The organism is Acidimicrobiales bacterium (assembly GCA_036270875.1).
Taxonomy (GTDB): domain Bacteria; phylum Actinomycetota; class Acidimicrobiia; order Acidimicrobiales; family AC-9; genus AC-9.
In genome coordinates this window covers 1-17,084 of record DATBBR010000152.1, presented here as the reverse complement: position 1 = coordinate 17,084, position 17,084 = coordinate 1, and the positions used below count along the sequence as shown (strand labels likewise).

The window sequence follows — 17,084 nt, the reverse complement described above, 5'->3', positions numbered from 1 at the left end:
CCAGCTGTCCAGCGGCCTTACGACGTTGGGCGGCAACTTGGCGACGGTCCCGACGTTGGGCCCCATCCTCAGCCAGATCGTTGACAGCGCCGCGAACGGCCAGCTCGTCAACGCGCCGCTCGGCACCTCGCACTCGTCCGTAACCACCAACGCCGGCACCGTTGTGTCGACTGCGACGACAGACGGCGCCACAATCAATCTGTTCACCCTCACGCCGGAAGTCGGCACGGTACCTATCGCGCCCAAACCTCTCCTCAGCCTCACACTGGCGTCAGCCACGGCGACGGCGACCTATCACCGCCACACAGGCAAGGCGACGGGCACCTTCGACCCGGCCCTGCTTACGATCACGCAGAACACGAACCTGCCAAGCGTGCCGCAGACGATCAAGGTTGTCCCCGGTCAGACAATCGATTTCCCGCCCGCCGGATCAGGGTCGCCCGTGACCCTCTTGAGCATCAAGGTGGGCTCGGGAAGCACCAAGACCAACCCCGACGGCTCGGTGTCGAGCGTGGCCGACGGTGTCTCGATCGTCGTGCTTCCGGGCCAGGCCAACGGCAAGGACGTGCTGGACCTTCAGCTGGCTCACGCCCAGGCGTCGGCCGGTGGGGCCCTGGCGACCGTCACCCCGGCACCGCACCCGCCCACGCTGCCCTTCACCGGTGAGCACCCGTGGATCCCCTACGCCGGCCTCGGCTTCCTCGGCGGGGCCCTGGGCCTCGGGTTCCTCGCCTACCGGGGCGGCTTCCGGTTCGGCTTCCGCCGGTCCTGAGCATCGGACCGGGGGGGACCGGATGCGCAGCCACGAGATGAGCCCATGGCCAGCCTGACCAGCTTTCTCAGGATCCACCGGTGGGCCCGGAGCGGGCTGTCCGGGCTGGCCGGGCTCTTCCTCCTGGCTGCCGTGGGACTGCTGGGCTACCCGATCTTCACCAACCTCTACCAGTCTCACGTCGAGGGTGACCTGGCGAACGAGCTTGCGAGCCCGAACACCCGGCAGGCCTACCTCCAGCACCGGGTCGCCATCGGGCAGAGCCTGACCCGGCTGCGGATCCCCAGCATCGGCACCAACGTCGTCGTGGTGGAGGGAACGACGGAGTCGGCCCTGCGGGCCGGCGCCGGCCACTACCCCGAGACCCCGCTGCCCTGCACGACCGGCAACGTCAGCATCGCCGGCCATCGCACCACCTACGGCAAGCCCTTCGCCGACGTCGACAGGCTGCGACCCGGTGACCCGGTCACGCTCCAGACTCCGGTCGGCTCGTGCACCTACACCGTGAGCCAGGCACCGTTCGAGGTGTCGCCCACCGACCTGTCTGTCGTCGCGCCCACGGCGACACCGACCCTGACCCTCACCTCGTGCACTCCCAAGGGCCTCGCTGTCAATCGGATCGTGGTCAAGGCGGTCATGAAGGGCGCCCCCGCCACGGCGGCCTGATGGGACGCACCCGGCTTGCCCTGGCCGCCGCCGCCGCTGCCCTGGCGGGTCTCGCCAGCGCAGCAGGCGCCTTGGTCGTCGCGGCCGCCCCAGCCGGCGCCTCACCGCCTCCGCAATCCGGCCCTCCGTTCCCGGCGATCAACACGCCGGCTCCGAACACGGTGGAGAAGAAGACGAGCATGCCGAGCGTCGACGGGACGATCACCCCGTCGGGTCGGGGTCAGATCACATCAGTGCTGATCTTCGCCAGCTCGCAGGCTGGCCGTACCACGTACTCGTTCCCAGCCGCGCCGACCAGGCCCTCGTCGGGACAGACGGAGTGGACCTTCTCGGGGACGCCACCCTCCACATCGAGTTTGGCGTGGAACGGCGCCTACCAGCTCTGGGCGACGGCGACCGAGGACGACCCGGGCACCGGCAGCCACTCGGGAACGTCACAGGCGGTCACCTTCTTCGAGGGCGTGCCGCCCCAGCCGCCCGCTGGCGTGTCGGCGACCAAAGATGCCAACGGGAGCGCGGTCACGGTGACCTGGCAGGCCAACCCGGAGCCCGACACACTCGCCTACCAGGTCCAGCGGGCATCCTTGAACGGCTCGAACTGGTCCACCGTCAGTCCGAGCAGCCAGGGCACCGACACCAACTTCCGCGACACGAGCGTCCAGTCGGGCAAGGATTACCAGTACCACGTCATCGCCGTGCGCTCCGGGGCTCAGTCGGGCCAGACGATCTCATCGGATCCGTCTACGCCGGCGAGCACCGTCGCCGCGCCCGCCGGCAGCCTCTTCGGACCGGGGGGCTCGGTGGCCGAGCTTCCGGCGGCCGTCCAGGCCATCACCGACCCCGTTGCTGGCCTCGTCCACCCCGGCCAGGGTCCGGGCCGCCCAGTCACGGGGTCGCCGACCGCCGGGGGCTACTCCAACCTCCCCTACGGCGGCCAGGCGGCGCTCACCGAGCCGGGTACGCCTGGGGCCCAGGACCCGAAGGGGCGATCGGCCGGCGCCAACATCGTCCGGACGGCGCTCTTCGTGGCCGCAGCCCTGATCCTGCTCGCCATCGCCGCCCACCTCATCCGGATGCGCCGGGCGGTCGACGACACGATGGCGCCCGTCGGGGTGGACCAGTGGGATCGCCACTCGGAGGGCGTCGACGAGACAGTCCAGATGACGACGGTGGGCAGCCGGCGGGGCGGCGCCGACGTCACCAGGGCCATGCGGGCCCAGCGGGACGGTCCCGGCCGCGCCGACGTCACCAGGGCGATGACGGCCCAGCGGCGGCGCTGAGCTCGCTTCACTCCCCCGGCGTGATGGCGACACGACCCACGCACTAGCTTGGTGTCCCAGGCATCGTGCCCCGTGAAGCGGCGCCCGAGGAGGACGCTTGGCCATGGATCTTGGCTTCGAGGTCGACCAGCGAGGCAACTACGCAGTGCTCGCGGTGCGCGGCGAGGTCGATGTGTACACGGCACCCCGGCTCCGCGAGCGGCTCATCGAGCTCGTCAGCCAGGGCAGCCATCAGGTGGTGGTCGACCTGGAGGGCGTCGACTTCCTCGACTCGACCGGTCTGGGCGTGCTCGTCGGAGGGCTCAAGCGCCTGCGGAGCCACGACGGGGACATGATCCTGGTCTGCACCCAGCCCCGCATCCTGAAGGTGTTCGAGATCACCGGCCTCACGAAGGTGTTCTCGATCCACGACACCGTCGAATCGGCTACGACCCCCTAGCCGTGGCGGCGGGCGAGGCGGTGCGGCCGCCGGGGTGGACCGAGGCAGACGTCGAGCTCGATATCCCCGCCCGCGCCGAGTACGTCTCTCTCGCCCGGCTTGTTGTGTCGTCGTTGGCCTCATCGAGGCGCGACCTGGCCGACGATCGGATCGACGACCTCAAGCTTGCCGTGTCCGAGGCCTGCACCAACGCCATCGAGGCCTACGAGCCAGCCGGCGAGGAGCGCGTCGTCCTGCGCTGGCGGGACGGACAGGACCGTTTCGAGGTCGACGTCCAGGACCACGGACCCGGCTTCGATCCGTCGACGCTGCCCGAGCGTCCCTCGGTGGCCGACCCCATGCGCCCGAACTACGAGCGGGGTCTCGGGGTTCCCCTCATGCGGGCCCTGGTCGACGAGGTCGAGTTCGCCTCGTCCGATGACGGCACCTCGGTGATCATGATCCTGTACTGCCCGCCCGTCGCGCCCGACGGCGAGTAGCGCCGAGAGCGAATAGCGCCGACAGCAGAGCGGAGAAGCGGCTCAGCCCGGGCCCTCACCCGCCGGCGAGGAGGGAGCGGACGACGTCCTCGGAGTCGGCCGTGACCAGGGCCAGGACCTCGTCGCCGGTATCGAGGACGGTGTCACCCCGGGGGACCACGACGTGGGTGTCTCGGACCACAGCGACGATGGTCGCGTCCCGCGGCACCTCCAAGTCGGCGATCGAGTAGCCGGCGGCGGGCGAGTCCTCGGCCAGCGTGACCTCGACCAGCCTGGCGCCGCCGCCCCTTCCCCCCTCCAGCTGGAGGAGGCGGACGAGTGATCCGACCGACACCGCCTCTTCGACCAGGGCCGTGAGCAGGTGTGGCGTCGACACCGAGACGTCGACACCCCAGGCCTCGCTGAACAACCACCGGTTCTTGGGATGGTTGACCCGGGCGACGACGCGAGGAACGGCAAACTCCTGCTTGGCCAGCAGGGAGATGACGAGGTTGTCCTCGTCATCGCCGGTGGCGGACACGACGACATCGGCATCGGCCATGCCGGCGGCGTAGAGAGACGACACCTCGCAGGCGTCGGCCGCCAACCAGTCGATGTCCAAGGTGGGGCGAAGCCGAGCCACGAGGTCCGGGTCCTGCTCGATGATGAGCACGTCGTGGCCGGCGGAGTGCAGGTCCGAGGCGATGAACGTGCCGACATTCCCCGCCCCGGCGATCATCACCTTCATGGGACCACCACGCTCACGTAGGCCCCTCGGGGCCGGCGAGGAGGCGACGCTCGAGCTCGTCGAGGCTGTCCTTGCGGGCGGCGATGTGCAGCAGGTCGCCCTCCTGGCCCACCACGTCGCGGGTGGTCAGGCGGGGCGTGCTGGCCCGGGTGACGGCGACCAGCCGCACCCGACCTTCGAGGTTGATCTGTTCGAGTCGCTGGCCCGCCCACTCATCGGGCAGGGCGCGCTCGACGAGCACGAGCTGGCCGCTGGTGTCGGTCCACTCGGTGACGCCGGCCTCGGGAAAGAGCCGGCGCATCACCTGCTCCGTCGTCCAGGTCACGGTGGCCACCGTCGGGATGCCAAGGCGCTGGTAGATGACGGCCCGGCGGGGATCGTAGATCCGGGCCACGACGTTCGCGATCTGGTAGGTCTCCCGGGCGATCCGGGCCGTGAGGATGTTCGAGTTGTCACCGCTCGTGACGGCGGCCACGGCGCCCGCCTCATGGATCCCGGCCAGCTCGAGGTGGTCCCGGTCGAAGCCGAAGCCCACGACCGTCCGCCCCGTCCACTCGGGGGGCAGGCGCCGGAGGGAGCGTGGGTCCTTGTCGATGACCGCCACGCTGTGGCCATCCCCCTCCAGCGTGATGGCGAGCTCGGACCCCACTCGCCCGCAGCCCACCACGACGATGTGCACGGTTACATGGAACACGGCCCCGCCAGGCTGCACAACTCTCCTGCTTCGTCGGTCGACGGTCCCGAGGTGGGAGAGGTGGCCGGGAAGTGTTTACTTGGACGCTGTGAGGAGCGCCACGCCCCGAATCGACCGCAGGGCCCCCGCCGCGCTCCCCACCCCGGAGTCGCTGGAGCTCCCCGAGTCTCTGGGCTATCGCATCAAGAAGCGGCTGCTGGGGCCACCACTGGTCAGCGAGCAGCTGCGCACCGAGCGCCTGGGAAAGCCGACGGCGCTGGCGGTTCTCTCGTCCGACGTGCTCTCGTCCTCGGCCTACGCCACCGAGCAGATCCTGCGGGTCCTGGTCGTGGCGGTGGGTGTGGCGGCCTTCTCGCTCACGGTGCCGGTCACGCTCGCCATCCTGGTGGTGCTGCTCTTCGTCACCCTCTCCTACCGGGAGGTCATCTGGGCCTACCCCAAGGCCGGGGGGGCGTACGTGGTGAGCCGGGAGAACTTCGGCCCGAACATCGCCCAGATCGCCGGTGTGTCGTTGCTCATCGACTACACGCTCACGGTCGCGGTCTCCATGGCGGCCGGTGTCTCGGCCCTGACCTCAGCGGTGCCTTCTCTGACGCCTTACACGGTCGAGCTGTCCGTCGCCTTCGTCCTCCTGATCGCATACGCCAACCTGCGAGGGATCCGGGAGGCGGGGCGCCTCTTCGCCCTCCCCACGTATCTCTTCCTTGCCAACATGGCCGCCCTGATCGGCGTCGGCCTCGTGAAGAGCGTGCTCGGCGACCTGCATGCGCACTCGGTCCACGCGGCCGGGGCCATCACGTCGGGGAGCGGGGGCAGCGGGCTGCTCCTTGGCGCCTCGTTGTTCATCATCCTGCGGGCTTTCGCCGACGGCGGGTCCGCCCTCACGGGGACCGAGGCCATCTCCAATGCGGTGAGCGTGTTCCGTCCCCCCGAGCGCAAGAACGCCCGGGCCACCCTCGTCATCATGAGTCTTATCCTGGGATCGTTGGTCCTCGGGGTGTCGCTGCTCGCCAGCTGGGTCCACGCCGTTCCCTTCGTGTCCCAGAGCCCGACCGTGCTGTCGCAGGTGGCCAGGTTCGTCTACGGCACCGGGGCCCTGGGGAACTTCCTCTTCTACTTCCTGCAGATCGCCACCCTCTTCATCCTGGTGCTGGCGGCCAACACCAGCTTCACCGGCTTCCCCTTCCTGGCCAGCTTCGTGGGCGAGGACTCCTTCCTGCCTCGCCAGCTGACCCGCAGGGGGCACCGCCTGGTCTTCTCCAACGGGATCATCGTGCTGACCGTCGTGTCCGTCGCGCTCCTGGTGGTCACCGGGGCCCAGGTCGCCTCGCTTATCTCCCTGTACGCCATCGGCGTCTTCACCGGCTTCACCATGGCCGGAGCGGGGATGGTCAGGTACCACCTCAGGCTCCGGGAGAGCGGATGGCGCCACCGGCTGGCCGTGAATGGCGCCGCCGCGCTGCTGTCCTTCGTGGTCGACATCGTGATCGTCGTCACCAAGTTCACGCAGGGCGCCTGGCTGGTGGTGGTGCTCCTTCCCTTCCTGGTCTTCGTCTTCATCCGCCTCAACCGCCAGTACCGCAACGAAGAGGCGGAGCTCGAAGAGGGGGCGCCCGAGCTGGTCGAGGTCCCGATCCCTCGTCGCCATTTCGTCTTCGTGCTGATCGATCGCCTCGACCTGGCCGCCGTCCGGGCCATCCAGTACGCCCGCACCCTGGGCCCGGACCAGCTGCACCTGGTGCACTTCGTGCTCGACGAGCGTGCCGCACGCCTCCTGGAGGAGGAGTGGACCCGGCTCGGGATGGCGGGCCTCTCACTGGAGTTGGTCGACGTCCCCGACCGGCGGCTCCGCCGGGCCATCCTGGAGATGGTCGCCGAGGCGCTCAGCAACGAGGGGTCCGAGGCGACCGTGCTGCTTCCCCGCCGGATCTATCCCCAACAGTGGACACGCCTGCTGCACGACCGAACGGCCGACAGCATCGCCGAGACGGTGGACCAGCTCCCCAACGCCCGCGCCACGATCGTCCCCTTCCAGGTGGGCAAGGGTGTGTCGGCGAGCCAGCGCGTCCTTCGCCGCACGCCGGCGCTCAGGCCCCAGGGCCGTCGGCGGGTCCGTCAGTCCACTGGCGGCGCCACGGCCCGCTCGGACCGGGCCATCGTCGGCACCACCCCCATTGGCCAGGTGCAGTGGCGGCAGCGGGCCCGCGTCGCCGGGCGGGTGAAGTCGGTGTCGGTGCAGCCGTCCTCGGTGTCCCCCAGCCTGCTGTGCAAGCTGGTCGACCCGACCGGCGGCCTGACCCTGGTGTTCCCGGGCCGTCGCAAGGTCGCCGGCATCGAGCCCGGTGCCCGCCTGGTGGCCGAGGGCACGGTGGGTGAGCAGGGGGGCCGTCTGGCCATCTTCAGCCCCGACTACGAGCTCATCGCCCCCGGGGGCTCCGAGAGCTCCGACTCCGAAGACTGACTCGGATCGCCTTCGCCGGTCGATTGCGCGAGCGGTGCCCCGCTTGACGTTTTTGAGCCACAAAAACTACCTTGCGCCGAGCCGAATCCATGGACCAGGAACTGTCGAGATCGGAGCGGGAGACGCTGAAGGCCATGTACCGCCTGACCAAGGCGGGCTCGGACACGCACACCGGGGCACTGGCCGAAGCGCTGCGCGTCAGCCCCGGCACGGCCACCGCGGCCGTGAAGCGGCTGGCCGAGCGCGACCTGGCCCACCACCGCCCGTACCGGGGCGTGGAGCTGACGTCGTCGGGCCGGCAGGCGGCCGTGGCCGCCATCCGCCGCCACCGGATCGTGGAGCGCTTCCTCTCCGACATGCTGGGCTACCCGTGGAACGAGGCGGACCGGCTGGCCACCTCCTTCGAGCACGAGCTGCCTCAGGAGGTCGAGGACCGGCTCTTCGTCGCCTTGCACCGCCCCTCGACCTGTCCCCACGGCTTCCCGGTTCCCGAGCCCGAGGTCGGGTACATCCCCGAGATGCCGCCGCTCTACGACCTGGAGCCAGGCGACGCGGCCGAGGTGGCCGTGCCGGGCTCGACGGATCCCGCCGTGGTGGCGTTCCTCGACACCCTCGGCCTGCGACCGGGCGTCCGGGTCGAGGTGCGCGAGAAGCACCCTTTCGACGGACCTCTGGTGATCCGGGTGGACGGGCATGACCGGACCGTCGGGCACCGGGTCGCCAACCAGGTCTTCGTGAAGATCGACGAGCGGGAGGCGCCGCCGGCGCCGGCCCGCGAGCACGAACCGCAGGACAGAAAGGAGCAGTCGGCATGACGCATACCCTCGCCGCCGAAGGGGGCTATCAGGCCTTCACCCTGGGCGGGGGCGAGAAGGCCTGGCTCGTCTTCGCCCTCCTTGCCGGCCTCGGAGCCATCGGCGTTGGGATCTTCCTCATGCGCGGCGTCCTCGCCGCCGATCAGGGCACGGCCACCATGCGCGAGATCGCCGGCGCCATCCAGGAGGGGGCTGTCGCCTTCCTGCGCCGGCAGTTCCGGGTGATTCTCATCATCGTCGTACCCCTGGCGGTGCTGGTGTTCCTCACCGCGACGAAGGTGGTCAGGCCGGACGGGTCCGTCGCCCTGAGCTTCGGCGAGTCCGGCCTCTGGCGGGCCCTGGCCTTCCTCGTGGGCGCCACCTTCTCCGGCATCACGGGCATCATCGGCATGAACCTGTCGGTACGGGGCAACGTCCGCACCACCGCGGCGGCGAGGGGTGGCTCGCTGCCCGCAGCGCTGCGGGTTGCCTTCCGCACCGGCGGCATCACGGGCATGTTCTGTGTGGGACTCGGCCTGTTCGGCGCCGCCGCCATCGTCTTGATCTTCCAGAACACCGCCACGTCGGTCCTCGTGGGCTTCGGGTTCGGCGCGTCGCTCATCGCCTTGTTCATGCGAGTCGGCGGCGGCATCTTCACCAAGGCCGCCGACGTCGGCGCCGACCTGGTCGGCAAGGTGGAGGCCGGCATCCCCGAGGACGACCCCCGCAATCCCGCCACCATCGCCGACAACGTGGGTGACAACGTCGGGGACTGCGCGGGAATGGCCGCCGACCTGTTCGAGTCCTACGAGATCACGATCATCGCCTCGCTCATCCTGGGCTTCGCCGCCTTTCGCTCCATCGGGCGCAATCCCGCACTCGGCGTCATCTTCCCGGTCATCGTGGTCACGATCGGCATCCTCGCCTCGGCGGTGGGGATCCTGATGGTGCGGGCGACGAGCAAGGACCGCACCGCGATGGCTCCCATCAACCGCGGCTTTCTCACCGCTGGCGCCCTGACGGTCGCCGGCACCTTCCTGGTCGCCCAGTTCTACGTGCACAACCTGCGCGTCTTCTGGGCCGTGCTGTCCGGGGTGCTCCTGGGCCAGGCGGCCAGCCGCATCACCGAGTACTTCACCTCCACGGAGACCTCGCCCGTGCGGGAGATCGCCGAGTCAGCCCGAACGGGGCCGGCCACCACAGTGCTGTCGGGCATCTCGTCGGGGCTCGAGTCCACGGTGTGGGCGATCATCGCCATCGCCGTGGCGATCGCCATCGCCGTCGGGCTCGGGAACGGCAACATCGAGTTCTCGCTGTACCTCGTGGCCCTGACGGGCATCGGCCTGCTGTCCACCACGGGCATGGTCGTGTCCGAGGACAGCTTCGGGCCGGTGGCGGACAACGCCGCCGGCATCGCCGAGATGTCCGGCGAGTTCGGTGGCGAGGCCGAGCGCGTCATGGTCAGCCTCGACGCCGTCGGCAACACGACCAAAGCCATCACCAAGGGTGTGGCCATCGGGTCGGCGGTCATCGCCGCCGTCGCCCTGTTTGCCGCCTTCATCGAGACGATCGGCAATCAGCTCAATATCGGAGCCACGGGATCGGCGCTGTTCAACAACGCCCTGACGCAGATCAACGTGGCCAACCCGACCACCTTCATCGGTCTGCTGATCGGTGGATCGGTCGCCTTCATGTTCTCCGCGCTCGCCATCCGGGCCGTGGGCCGGACGGCGGGCACCGTGGTCCAGGAGGTCCGCCGGCAGTTCCGCGAGCACCCGGGCATCATGGACGCCACCGAGAAGCCCGAGTACGGACGGGTGATCGGAATATGCACCGCCGCGGCTCAGCGCGAGCTGGCCACTCCCGCCCTGCTCGCCGTGCTGACGCCGATCATCATCGGCTTCGGTATCAACTACCTCGCCCTTGGCGCTTTTCTTGCCGCCGCCATCCTGACCGGCCAGCTCATGGCCAACTTCCTGAACAACTCAGGCGGCGCGTGGGACAACGCCAAGAAGTACATCGAGGACGGCCACGAAGGCGGCAAAGGGTCCGAGGCCCACAAGGCTGCCGTCATCGGCGACACCGTCGGCGATCCGTTCAAGGACACCGCGGGCCCCGCCCTCAACCCGCTCATCAAGGTCATGAACCTCGTGTCCCTGCTCATCCTCCCCCTCGTCATCACCCAGCGTCACAACACCGCGGCACGCTACGCGATCGCGGCGATCGCCCTGGCCGTCCTGCTGGCCGCCATCGCCTTCTCCAAGCGCAAGACCGAAGGTGTGGGCGGTGGCGCTCCTGCTGGCGAGCCCGTCGAGGTGACGGCCGGCGCCCCGGCTGGTGCCAGCGCGATGCCTCCCGCGCAGAGCAAGGCGTCCATGAGCGCGGCCATCGATCAGTGGGTCGTCGACCTGGGCCAGGAGGAGCACGACCTGCGGGACCGGCTCCTCGAGGTCAAGGGCCGGCTCCAGTCGCCCTCCTCGGCGCCGACCGTCGGCCACCAGGGAGGCCAGACGTGAGACCAGGTCATGGCGGGTTTTGCCCGCCCTGGGCGGCCCGCTGCCTGGCCCTGCACGCCCGGGGCCGTGGCGGACAGTACCGTCGTGTCGTCGGCCGAGAGGTTTGACAGCGCCCGGCCGTCATCTCAGCCTGGGGTCCAGACATGGCTAAACCGCTCGTTATCGTCGAATCGCCCGCCAAGGCCAAGACCATCGCGGGGTTCCTCGGGCGCGATGTGGTCGTCGAGTCGTCGATCGGCCACATTCGCGACCTGCCTCGGAGCGCGGCTGACGTGCCGGCCGCGTTGAAGGCCGAGCCTTGGGCGCGCCTGGGCGTCGACGTCGACAACGGGTTCAAGCCGCTGTATGTCGTGGCCAAGGAGAAGAAGGCCCAAGTCAGCAAGCTGAAGAGCCTGATGCGCGACGCCAGCGAGGTGTACCTGGCCACTGACGAGGACCGCGAGGGAGAGTCGATCGCCTGGCACCTGATGGAGGTGCTGGCGCCCCGGGTGCCGGTGAAGCGAATGGTCTTCCACGAGATCACGCGCCACGCCATCGAGCAGGCGGTCGACGAGTGGAGGGACCTGGATCGACGGCTGGTCGACGCCCAGGAGGCGCGCCGCATCCTCGACCGTCTCTACGGCTACGAGGTCTCGCCCGTGCTGTGGAAGAAGGTGCTGCCCAGGCTGTCGGCGGGGCGGGTGCAGAGCGTCGCCACCCGCATCCTCGTCGAGCGCGAGCGGGCGCGGATCCGCTTCCGCTCGGCCAACTGGTGGGATCTGGAGGGACGGTTCGCCCGGGATGCGCAGCCCTTCTCGGCCACCCTGGTCGCAGTCGACGACAAGCGCCTGGCGACGGGCAAGGACTTCTCGGAGACCGGTGAGCTGCGCACCCCGAAGGGATCGCCCGGACTCGTTGTCCTCGACGAGCCCAAGGCGAGGGGCCTGGCCGAGCGGCTCGCCGACGCCTCGTTCGCCGTCACGTCGGTCGAGGAGAAGCCGTTCAAGCGCTCGCCCTACGCGCCGTTCACCACCTCGACGTTGCAGCAGGAGGCGGGACGCAAGCTGCGATTCAGCGCCGCCCGCACCATGCAGACCGCCCAGCGCCTGTACGAGAACGGCTACATCACCTACATGAGGACCGACTCGACGGCCCTGTCGACCACCGCCGTGACTGCCGCTCGCGATCAGGCGGCGGCGCTGTATGGGGCCGAGTACGTCCCGCCCCAGCCCCGCCGCCACGACCGCAAGGTGAAGAACGCCCAGGAGGCCCACGAGGCGATACGACCGGCAGGGGAGTCCTTTCGCCGGCCCGATCAGGTTGCCGGCGATGTGTCGCAGGACGAGGCTCGCCTGTACGACCTCGTCTGGAAGCGCACTGTCGCCTCGCAGATGGCCGACGCCAACGGGATGAGCGTCCAGGTGCGTCTGGCGGGTGTGGCCGCGTCGCCTGATGGCACGCCCGCGGCCGGCGAGCGGGCGGAGTTCGCGGCCAGCGGCAAGGTCATCACGTTCCCCGGGTTCCTCCGTGCCTACGTCGAAGGCGCCGACGACCCCGAAGCCGAGCTGGAGGACCGCGAGGTCCACCTCCCGCGGTTGGCAGACGGCGATGCCCTGGAGAAGGAGGTGCTCGAGGCGCGTGGCCACGCCACCCAGCCTCCGGCCCGCTACACCGAGGCGTCGCTGGTGAAGGCGCTCGAGGAGCTCGGGGTCGGTCGGCCGTCCACCTACGCCACGATCATCAGCACGATCCAGGACCGGGGCTACGTCTGGAAGAAGGCAAGCGCGCTCGTCCCGTCGTTCGTGGCCTTTGCGGTGGTCGGGTTGCTGGAGCGTCACTTCACCGACCTGGTCGACTACGGGTTCACGGCCAGCATGGAGGACGACCTCGACGAGATCGCCGACGGCCAGGAGGAGGCGGTGCCCTGGCTCAACCGGTTCTACTTCGGCAACGGCAAGCCCGGGCTCAAGGCGAGCGTCGCGGGGCATCTCGACGAGATCGACGCCCGCGAGGTGAACTCGATACCGATCGGGCTCGATGACAGCGGTGAGCAGATCGTGGTGCGTGTCGGCCGCTATGGGCCCTACGTCCAGCGCGCGGAGGACCGGGCCTCGATTCCCGACGATCTGGCGCCTGACGAGCTCACGGTCGAGCGGGCCGAGGAGCTGTTGGCGGCGCCGAGCGGCGATCGGGTGGTCGGCCAGGACCCCGATACCGGGCTACCTGTGCTGGTGCGTGCCGGCCGGTTCGGGCCCTACGTGCAGCTGGGCGAGGGCGATCCCGGGTCCAAGACCAAGCCCCGCACCTCGTCGCTGTTTCAGTCCATGTCCCTGGACACGGTGACCCTGGAGGAGGCGCTCCGCCTGCTGAGCCTGCCCCGGGTCGTCGGTACCGATCCGGCCGACGGGGCCGAGATCCTGGCCCTGAACGGACGCTTCGGCCCGTACCTGAAGAAGGGCGACGACAGTCGCAGCCTGGATGCCGAGGACCAGCTGTTCACCGTCGACCTCGACCAGGCCCTGGCCATCTTCGCCCAGCCCAAGCAGCGCGGTGGCCGGAGGGCGGCCGCCGCCCCTCTGCGCGAGCTCGGTCCCGACCCGGTGAGCGGTGGGGCCATGGTGGTGCGGTCGGGCCGTTTCGGACCGTACGTGACGGACGGCGAGATCAACGCGTCATTACGCCGCGGCGACGATCCGGAGTCGCTGACGGCTGAGCGCGCCGCCGAGCTGCTTGCTGAGAAGCGTGCGGCGGGACCAGCGCCGCCTCGCAAGGGCGCTCGATCGACCAAGGCGGGCTCCGCCCGCAAGTCGGCCAAGGCGACCAAGAAGGGCACCGCCAAGAAGGCGGGGCGAACGACGGCCACCACCAAGAAGGCCGCCACGAAGAAGAAGGCTGCCACCAAGAAGGCATCCGCCGCCAAGAAGACATCCGCCACCAAGACGGCGCCGACGAAGGCGGCGACGCGCAGCCGTTCCTGAGCCCGTGGCGCCCGCGCGGGAGCCGCCCGCGGTGGCTGCTCGCGGCCGCCTGATCGCCCTCGAGGGTCGCGAGGCATCCGGCAAGTCCACCCAGGCCCGGCTGCTCGCCGAGGCCCTCGGTGCGGTGCTCACGCGGGAGCCGGGCGGGACGGCGATGGGCGAGCGGGTCCGGACCCTCCTCCTCGACGGCGACGCGACTCGAATCGATGCCCGCACCGAGGCGCTGCTCATGGCGGCCGACCGGGCCCAGCATGTGAGCGAGGTCGTCGACCCGGCGCTGTCATCGGGTCGCTGGGTGGTGACCGATCGCTTCTCGGCGTCCTTGCTCGCGTATCAGGGCTTCGGGCGGGGCCTCGACGTGGCCGAGCTCCGACGGCTGACGTCATGGGCCTCGGGAGGCCTGTGGCCGGACCTGACCGTGCTGCTCGAGCTCCCCGCGGAGGAGGCGGCGGCCCGCCAGAGCCGAGAGCTCGACCGGCTCGAGCGGGAGGACGTGGCTTTCCACCAACGGGTAACGGCGGGCTACCACGCGCTCGCCGCCGCCGACCGGGACACCTGGGCGGTCGTCAACGGGTCGGGGGCGGAGGCCGAGGTGGCCGGTAGGGTGCTGGACGTGGTGACCGAGCGGTTGGGCGCCCCCGGCGGGCTGGCGAGAGCCGGCCCCAACTAGGCCAGACGTGTCGCCGCTGTACGACGACGTCATCGGCCAGGACGAGGCCGTGGCCCAACTCCGCGCTGCCGCGGCCTCGCCGGTGCACGCCTATCTGCTCCTCGGTCCGCCGGGCACCGGTAAGCGCGCCGCCGCGCGCTCGTTCGCCGCCTCGCTTCTCTGTGGGGATGGTGCCTGCGAAGCGCGTGTCCTCGCGGGTACCCATCCCGACCTCGTCGTGCGCGAGCGGGCGGGGCCGTTCATCACCGTCGACGACGCCCGCGAGATCGCCCGGCTGGCGTGGCGCAGCCCGATGGAGGGTCGCCGTCAGGTGCTCGTGCTGGTCGATCTGCACTTGGTGGACAGGGCCGCTCCCGCGCTGCTCAAGTCCATCGAGGAGCCGCCACCGACGACGGTGTTCGTGCTCCTCGCCGACCGTCTGGCACCGGAGCTGGCGACGATCGCCAGCCGTTGCGTCCAGGTCAGGTTCAAGGCGCTGAGCTCGGATGCCGTCGCCGCTCGGCTCGTGGCCGAGGGCGCCGACGAGGCGCTGGCCACCGCGGCGGCGCTTTCGTCGGGCGGGCGCATGGACCGGGCCCGACTCCTCCTCTCGGATCCCACCTCGGCCGAACGCCGGCAGGCGTGGGAGGAGGTGCCCCGGCGGCTCGACGGCACGGGCGCCACCGTGATGACGCTGGTCGACGACCTGCTGGCTCACGGCGAAGCCGTCCTCGAGCCGCTGCGCGCGATCCAGCGGGCCGAGCTGGAGGAGGTCGCCGAGCGGGCGCGGCTGGTCGGGGAGCGGGGGCTGCCCGGCCGGCGGGAGATCGAGGACCGTCATCGCCGCGAGCAACGCCGGCTGCGGATGGACGAGCTGCGCTTCGGATTGGCGGCTCTCACCGTGGCCTACCGGGAGCGGCTCCAGGCCCCGGTAACACCGGAGACCGTGCCCGCTCCCGCGGTGGCGGCGACGCTCGACGCCATCGACGCCGTCCACGACGCCAACGAGGCCCTCGAGTACAACCCCAACGAGGCCCTGCTGCTCCAGGCCCTACTGGTTCGGCTCTCGTCTGCCGGCAGCAGGTCCCAGGCGTAGAACGGTCAGCAACCAGTCAGCCTGTAGTAAGCAAACCGTCAGACCCAGCGGGCAGTCTGTGCCCGTCCGAGCTGTTGGTGGCGCTTGGGAGGGGACGACACGGGCGCGACGGATGTGGTGCGCCGAGTGTGGCGCCTGAGCGGTCATCGCCCTTCGTGGGACCCGCTCGGGCGCCACGCCGGCTGACGCCGTCCTGGGTACCAGCGAGCTAGCGTGGCCGCCCGCCACTGGGGTCGACAGCCGGCGATGCCTCTGCTCGGGTCAAGTTAGGCTGGCGATCTTCGCCCGAGTAGCTCAGACGGCAGAGCAGCTCACTCGTAATGAGCAGGTCTGGGGTTCGAGTCCCCACTCGGGCTCCAAGGTGCTCTCACCAGCCATTTTGAGCATCCTCCTCCGCTGGCGGCCGCGATGTCGGACGGGCATCCCCACAGCCGGGGGCCGCAACGCAACGGTCTGATCGGACTAGCGGTACCGCGTCCCGTTCCCAAACCTGCAGGTTCTGGACGATCTGGCTCTTGTTCGATGACAACTTGCGCCGCATAATCGGTGCAAGGGAGGAGGGTACCGGATAGGGAGTATCCGGTAATGGCTCGTGCGCAGACTCGCTCTTTTCATCGTGGTCGGGTTGGCATGTGTCGGGTTCGCGCTCTGGCGGGCAACAGGTGTCGCGCACGCCTGCGACCCTGTCACGGGCGAGGGTTGCACCACGACGAGCAGCAGCACGACAACGAGCAGCAGCACCACAACGACCAGCACCACGACGAGCAACAGCACGCCGAACGGCAACCGCAGCCCCAACGGCGGCAGCTCGACCGGGACCTCAGGCAACCAGAGCCCCGAGACGAACCAGTCCACAACGACGACGCAACCTCCTCCTCCGGTCGTCGCGACCCTGACCGATACCGGGCCCGGCGTAAGTGTTCACCGTTACAACGGCACCACCGTCCAGGGTTACGAGGGGCAGCCCCTGCGGGCCGGTGAGACGGTGGTGACGACCGCCCCTCCGGGCCAGCCGTCGAGTGTCCCGGCCACCATCGACTGGGCCGACGGCGGGCAGACCCAACTCTACGGCGGCGGCGCCGGGCCCTCCTTCTACTACGGCCAGGCCTTCGCCAGAAACACCCAGCTCGTCACCGACCACGGCCCCCAGGGCGGGGTGGCCCATCTGCTCTCCGGCGTCGCGGAATTCGTGATGCCGCCGAGCGAACCCTCTAAAGGCAGGTTCGAAGCAGATACGCATACGGTCGTCCTGGCCGAGAAGGGCACCAACTTCGCCGTCGGCTATGACCCGGGCACCCAGACGAGCTCCGTCTCCGTGATCCAGGACTCTGTGGACGTGACGCCGACGAACCCCTCGCTGAAGCCGTTCACGCTCACCGCCGGCAACCAGGTCGAGGTCACCCCAGACCGGGTGGGCCCGGTGACCCGCCTCGGCGGAGCGGCCGCCAGTCCCACGACCCAGCCAGCCAAGTCGAGCTCGGGCAGTTCGGTGGCCCTGATCGTAGGGATCATCGTGGGCGTCCTTGTGCTCGGAGCGCTGCTGGTGCTGCTCCT

General features: G+C 69.9%; 14 protein-coding genes and 1 tRNA gene. 13 read left to right on the top strand and 2 right to left on the bottom strand.

Features of this window, described 5'->3' with window-relative positions; all coding sequences use genetic code 11:
• The 5 genes from VH112_14655 to VH112_14635 all read left to right on the top strand — a co-directional run.
• Nucleotides 1-772: hypothetical protein (locus VH112_14655; protein ID HEX4541479.1), on the top strand; the 772-nt coding region annotated here is incomplete at its 5' end.
• 45 nt (nucleotides 773-817) lie between these two features.
• Nucleotides 818-1,438 carry a class E sortase gene (locus VH112_14650; protein HEX4541478.1) on the top strand — a complete coding sequence of 207 codons (621 nt, stop codon included), beginning with the start codon at nucleotides 818-820 and terminating at the stop codon, nucleotides 1,436-1,438.
• Nucleotides 1,438-2,718: a fibronectin type III domain-containing protein gene (locus VH112_14645; protein HEX4541477.1), complete on the top strand. Its 1,281-nt coding sequence runs from the start codon at nucleotides 1,438-1,440 to the stop codon at nucleotides 2,716-2,718. The genes VH112_14650 and VH112_14645 overlap by 1 nt, the downstream gene beginning before the upstream one ends.
• A 103-nt stretch (nucleotides 2,719-2,821) precedes the next feature.
• On the top strand, nucleotides 2,822-3,157 hold the full coding sequence (locus VH112_14640) for an STAS domain-containing protein (GenBank protein ID HEX4541476.1): 336 nt from the start codon (nucleotides 2,822-2,824) through the stop codon (nucleotides 3,155-3,157).
• A 2-nt stretch (nucleotides 3,158-3,159) separates the two neighbouring features.
• The gene (locus tag VH112_14635) at nucleotides 3,160-3,636 is read left to right on the top strand and encodes an ATP-binding protein (GenBank protein ID HEX4541475.1); all 477 of its coding nucleotides are present in this window, start codon (nucleotides 3,160-3,162) and stop codon (nucleotides 3,634-3,636) included.
• Between the two features lie 55 nt (nucleotides 3,637-3,691).
• On the opposite strand, the gene VH112_14630 is transcribed toward VH112_14635, so the two are convergent.
• Together VH112_14630 and VH112_14625 are read right to left on the bottom strand one after the other, a co-directional pair.
• Complete coding sequence (locus VH112_14630) at nucleotides 3,692-4,363, bottom strand: NAD-binding protein (protein HEX4541474.1); 672 nt, start codon at nucleotides 4,361-4,363, stop codon at nucleotides 3,692-3,694.
• 13 nt (nucleotides 4,364-4,376) lie between these two features.
• Entirely contained in the window at nucleotides 4,377-5,075 is a 699-nt protein-coding gene (locus VH112_14625; GenBank protein ID HEX4541473.1) for a TrkA family potassium uptake protein, read from the bottom strand.
• Nucleotides 5,076-5,145: 70 nt separating this feature from the next.
• On the opposite strand from VH112_14625, the gene VH112_14620 reads away from it, so the two are divergent.
• From VH112_14620 to VH112_14585, 8 genes are all read left to right on the top strand, one after another.
• Nucleotides 5,146-7,518 (top strand): amino acid permease, encoded by a 2,373-nt coding sequence (locus VH112_14620; protein HEX4541472.1) that lies wholly within the window; start codon nucleotides 5,146-5,148, stop codon nucleotides 7,516-7,518.
• Between the two features lie 89 nt (nucleotides 7,519-7,607).
• The gene (locus VH112_14615; protein HEX4541471.1) at nucleotides 7,608-8,333 is read left to right on the top strand and encodes a metal-dependent transcriptional regulator; all 726 of its coding nucleotides are present in this window, start codon (nucleotides 7,608-7,610) and stop codon (nucleotides 8,331-8,333) included.
• Complete coding sequence (locus tag VH112_14610; GenBank protein ID HEX4541470.1) at nucleotides 8,330-10,828, top strand: sodium-translocating pyrophosphatase; 2,499 nt, start codon at nucleotides 8,330-8,332, stop codon at nucleotides 10,826-10,828. The genes VH112_14615 and VH112_14610 overlap by 4 nt, the downstream gene beginning before the upstream one ends.
• A gap of 143 nt (nucleotides 10,829-10,971) precedes the next feature.
• Nucleotides 10,972-13,785: a type I DNA topoisomerase gene (gene topA / locus VH112_14605; GenBank protein ID HEX4541469.1), complete on the top strand. Its 2,814-nt coding sequence runs from the start codon at nucleotides 10,972-10,974 to the stop codon at nucleotides 13,783-13,785.
• Nucleotides 13,786-13,816: 31 nt separating this feature from the next.
• Nucleotides 13,817-14,455: a dTMP kinase gene (tmk, locus tag VH112_14600; protein HEX4541468.1), complete on the top strand. Its 639-nt coding sequence runs from the start codon at nucleotides 13,817-13,819 to the stop codon at nucleotides 14,453-14,455.
• A 7-nt stretch (nucleotides 14,456-14,462) separates the two neighbouring features.
• Nucleotides 14,463-15,530: an ATP-binding protein gene (locus tag VH112_14595; GenBank protein ID HEX4541467.1), complete on the top strand. Its 1,068-nt coding sequence runs from the start codon at nucleotides 14,463-14,465 to the stop codon at nucleotides 15,528-15,530.
• A 283-nt stretch (nucleotides 15,531-15,813) separates the two neighbouring features.
• Nucleotides 15,814-15,889: transfer RNA gene (locus tag VH112_14590), tRNA-Thr, on the top strand.
• Nucleotides 15,890-16,122: 233 nt separating this feature from the next.
• Nucleotides 16,123-17,084 (top strand): hypothetical protein (locus tag VH112_14585; GenBank protein HEX4541466.1); only part of this gene is annotated, 962 nt, incomplete at its 3' end.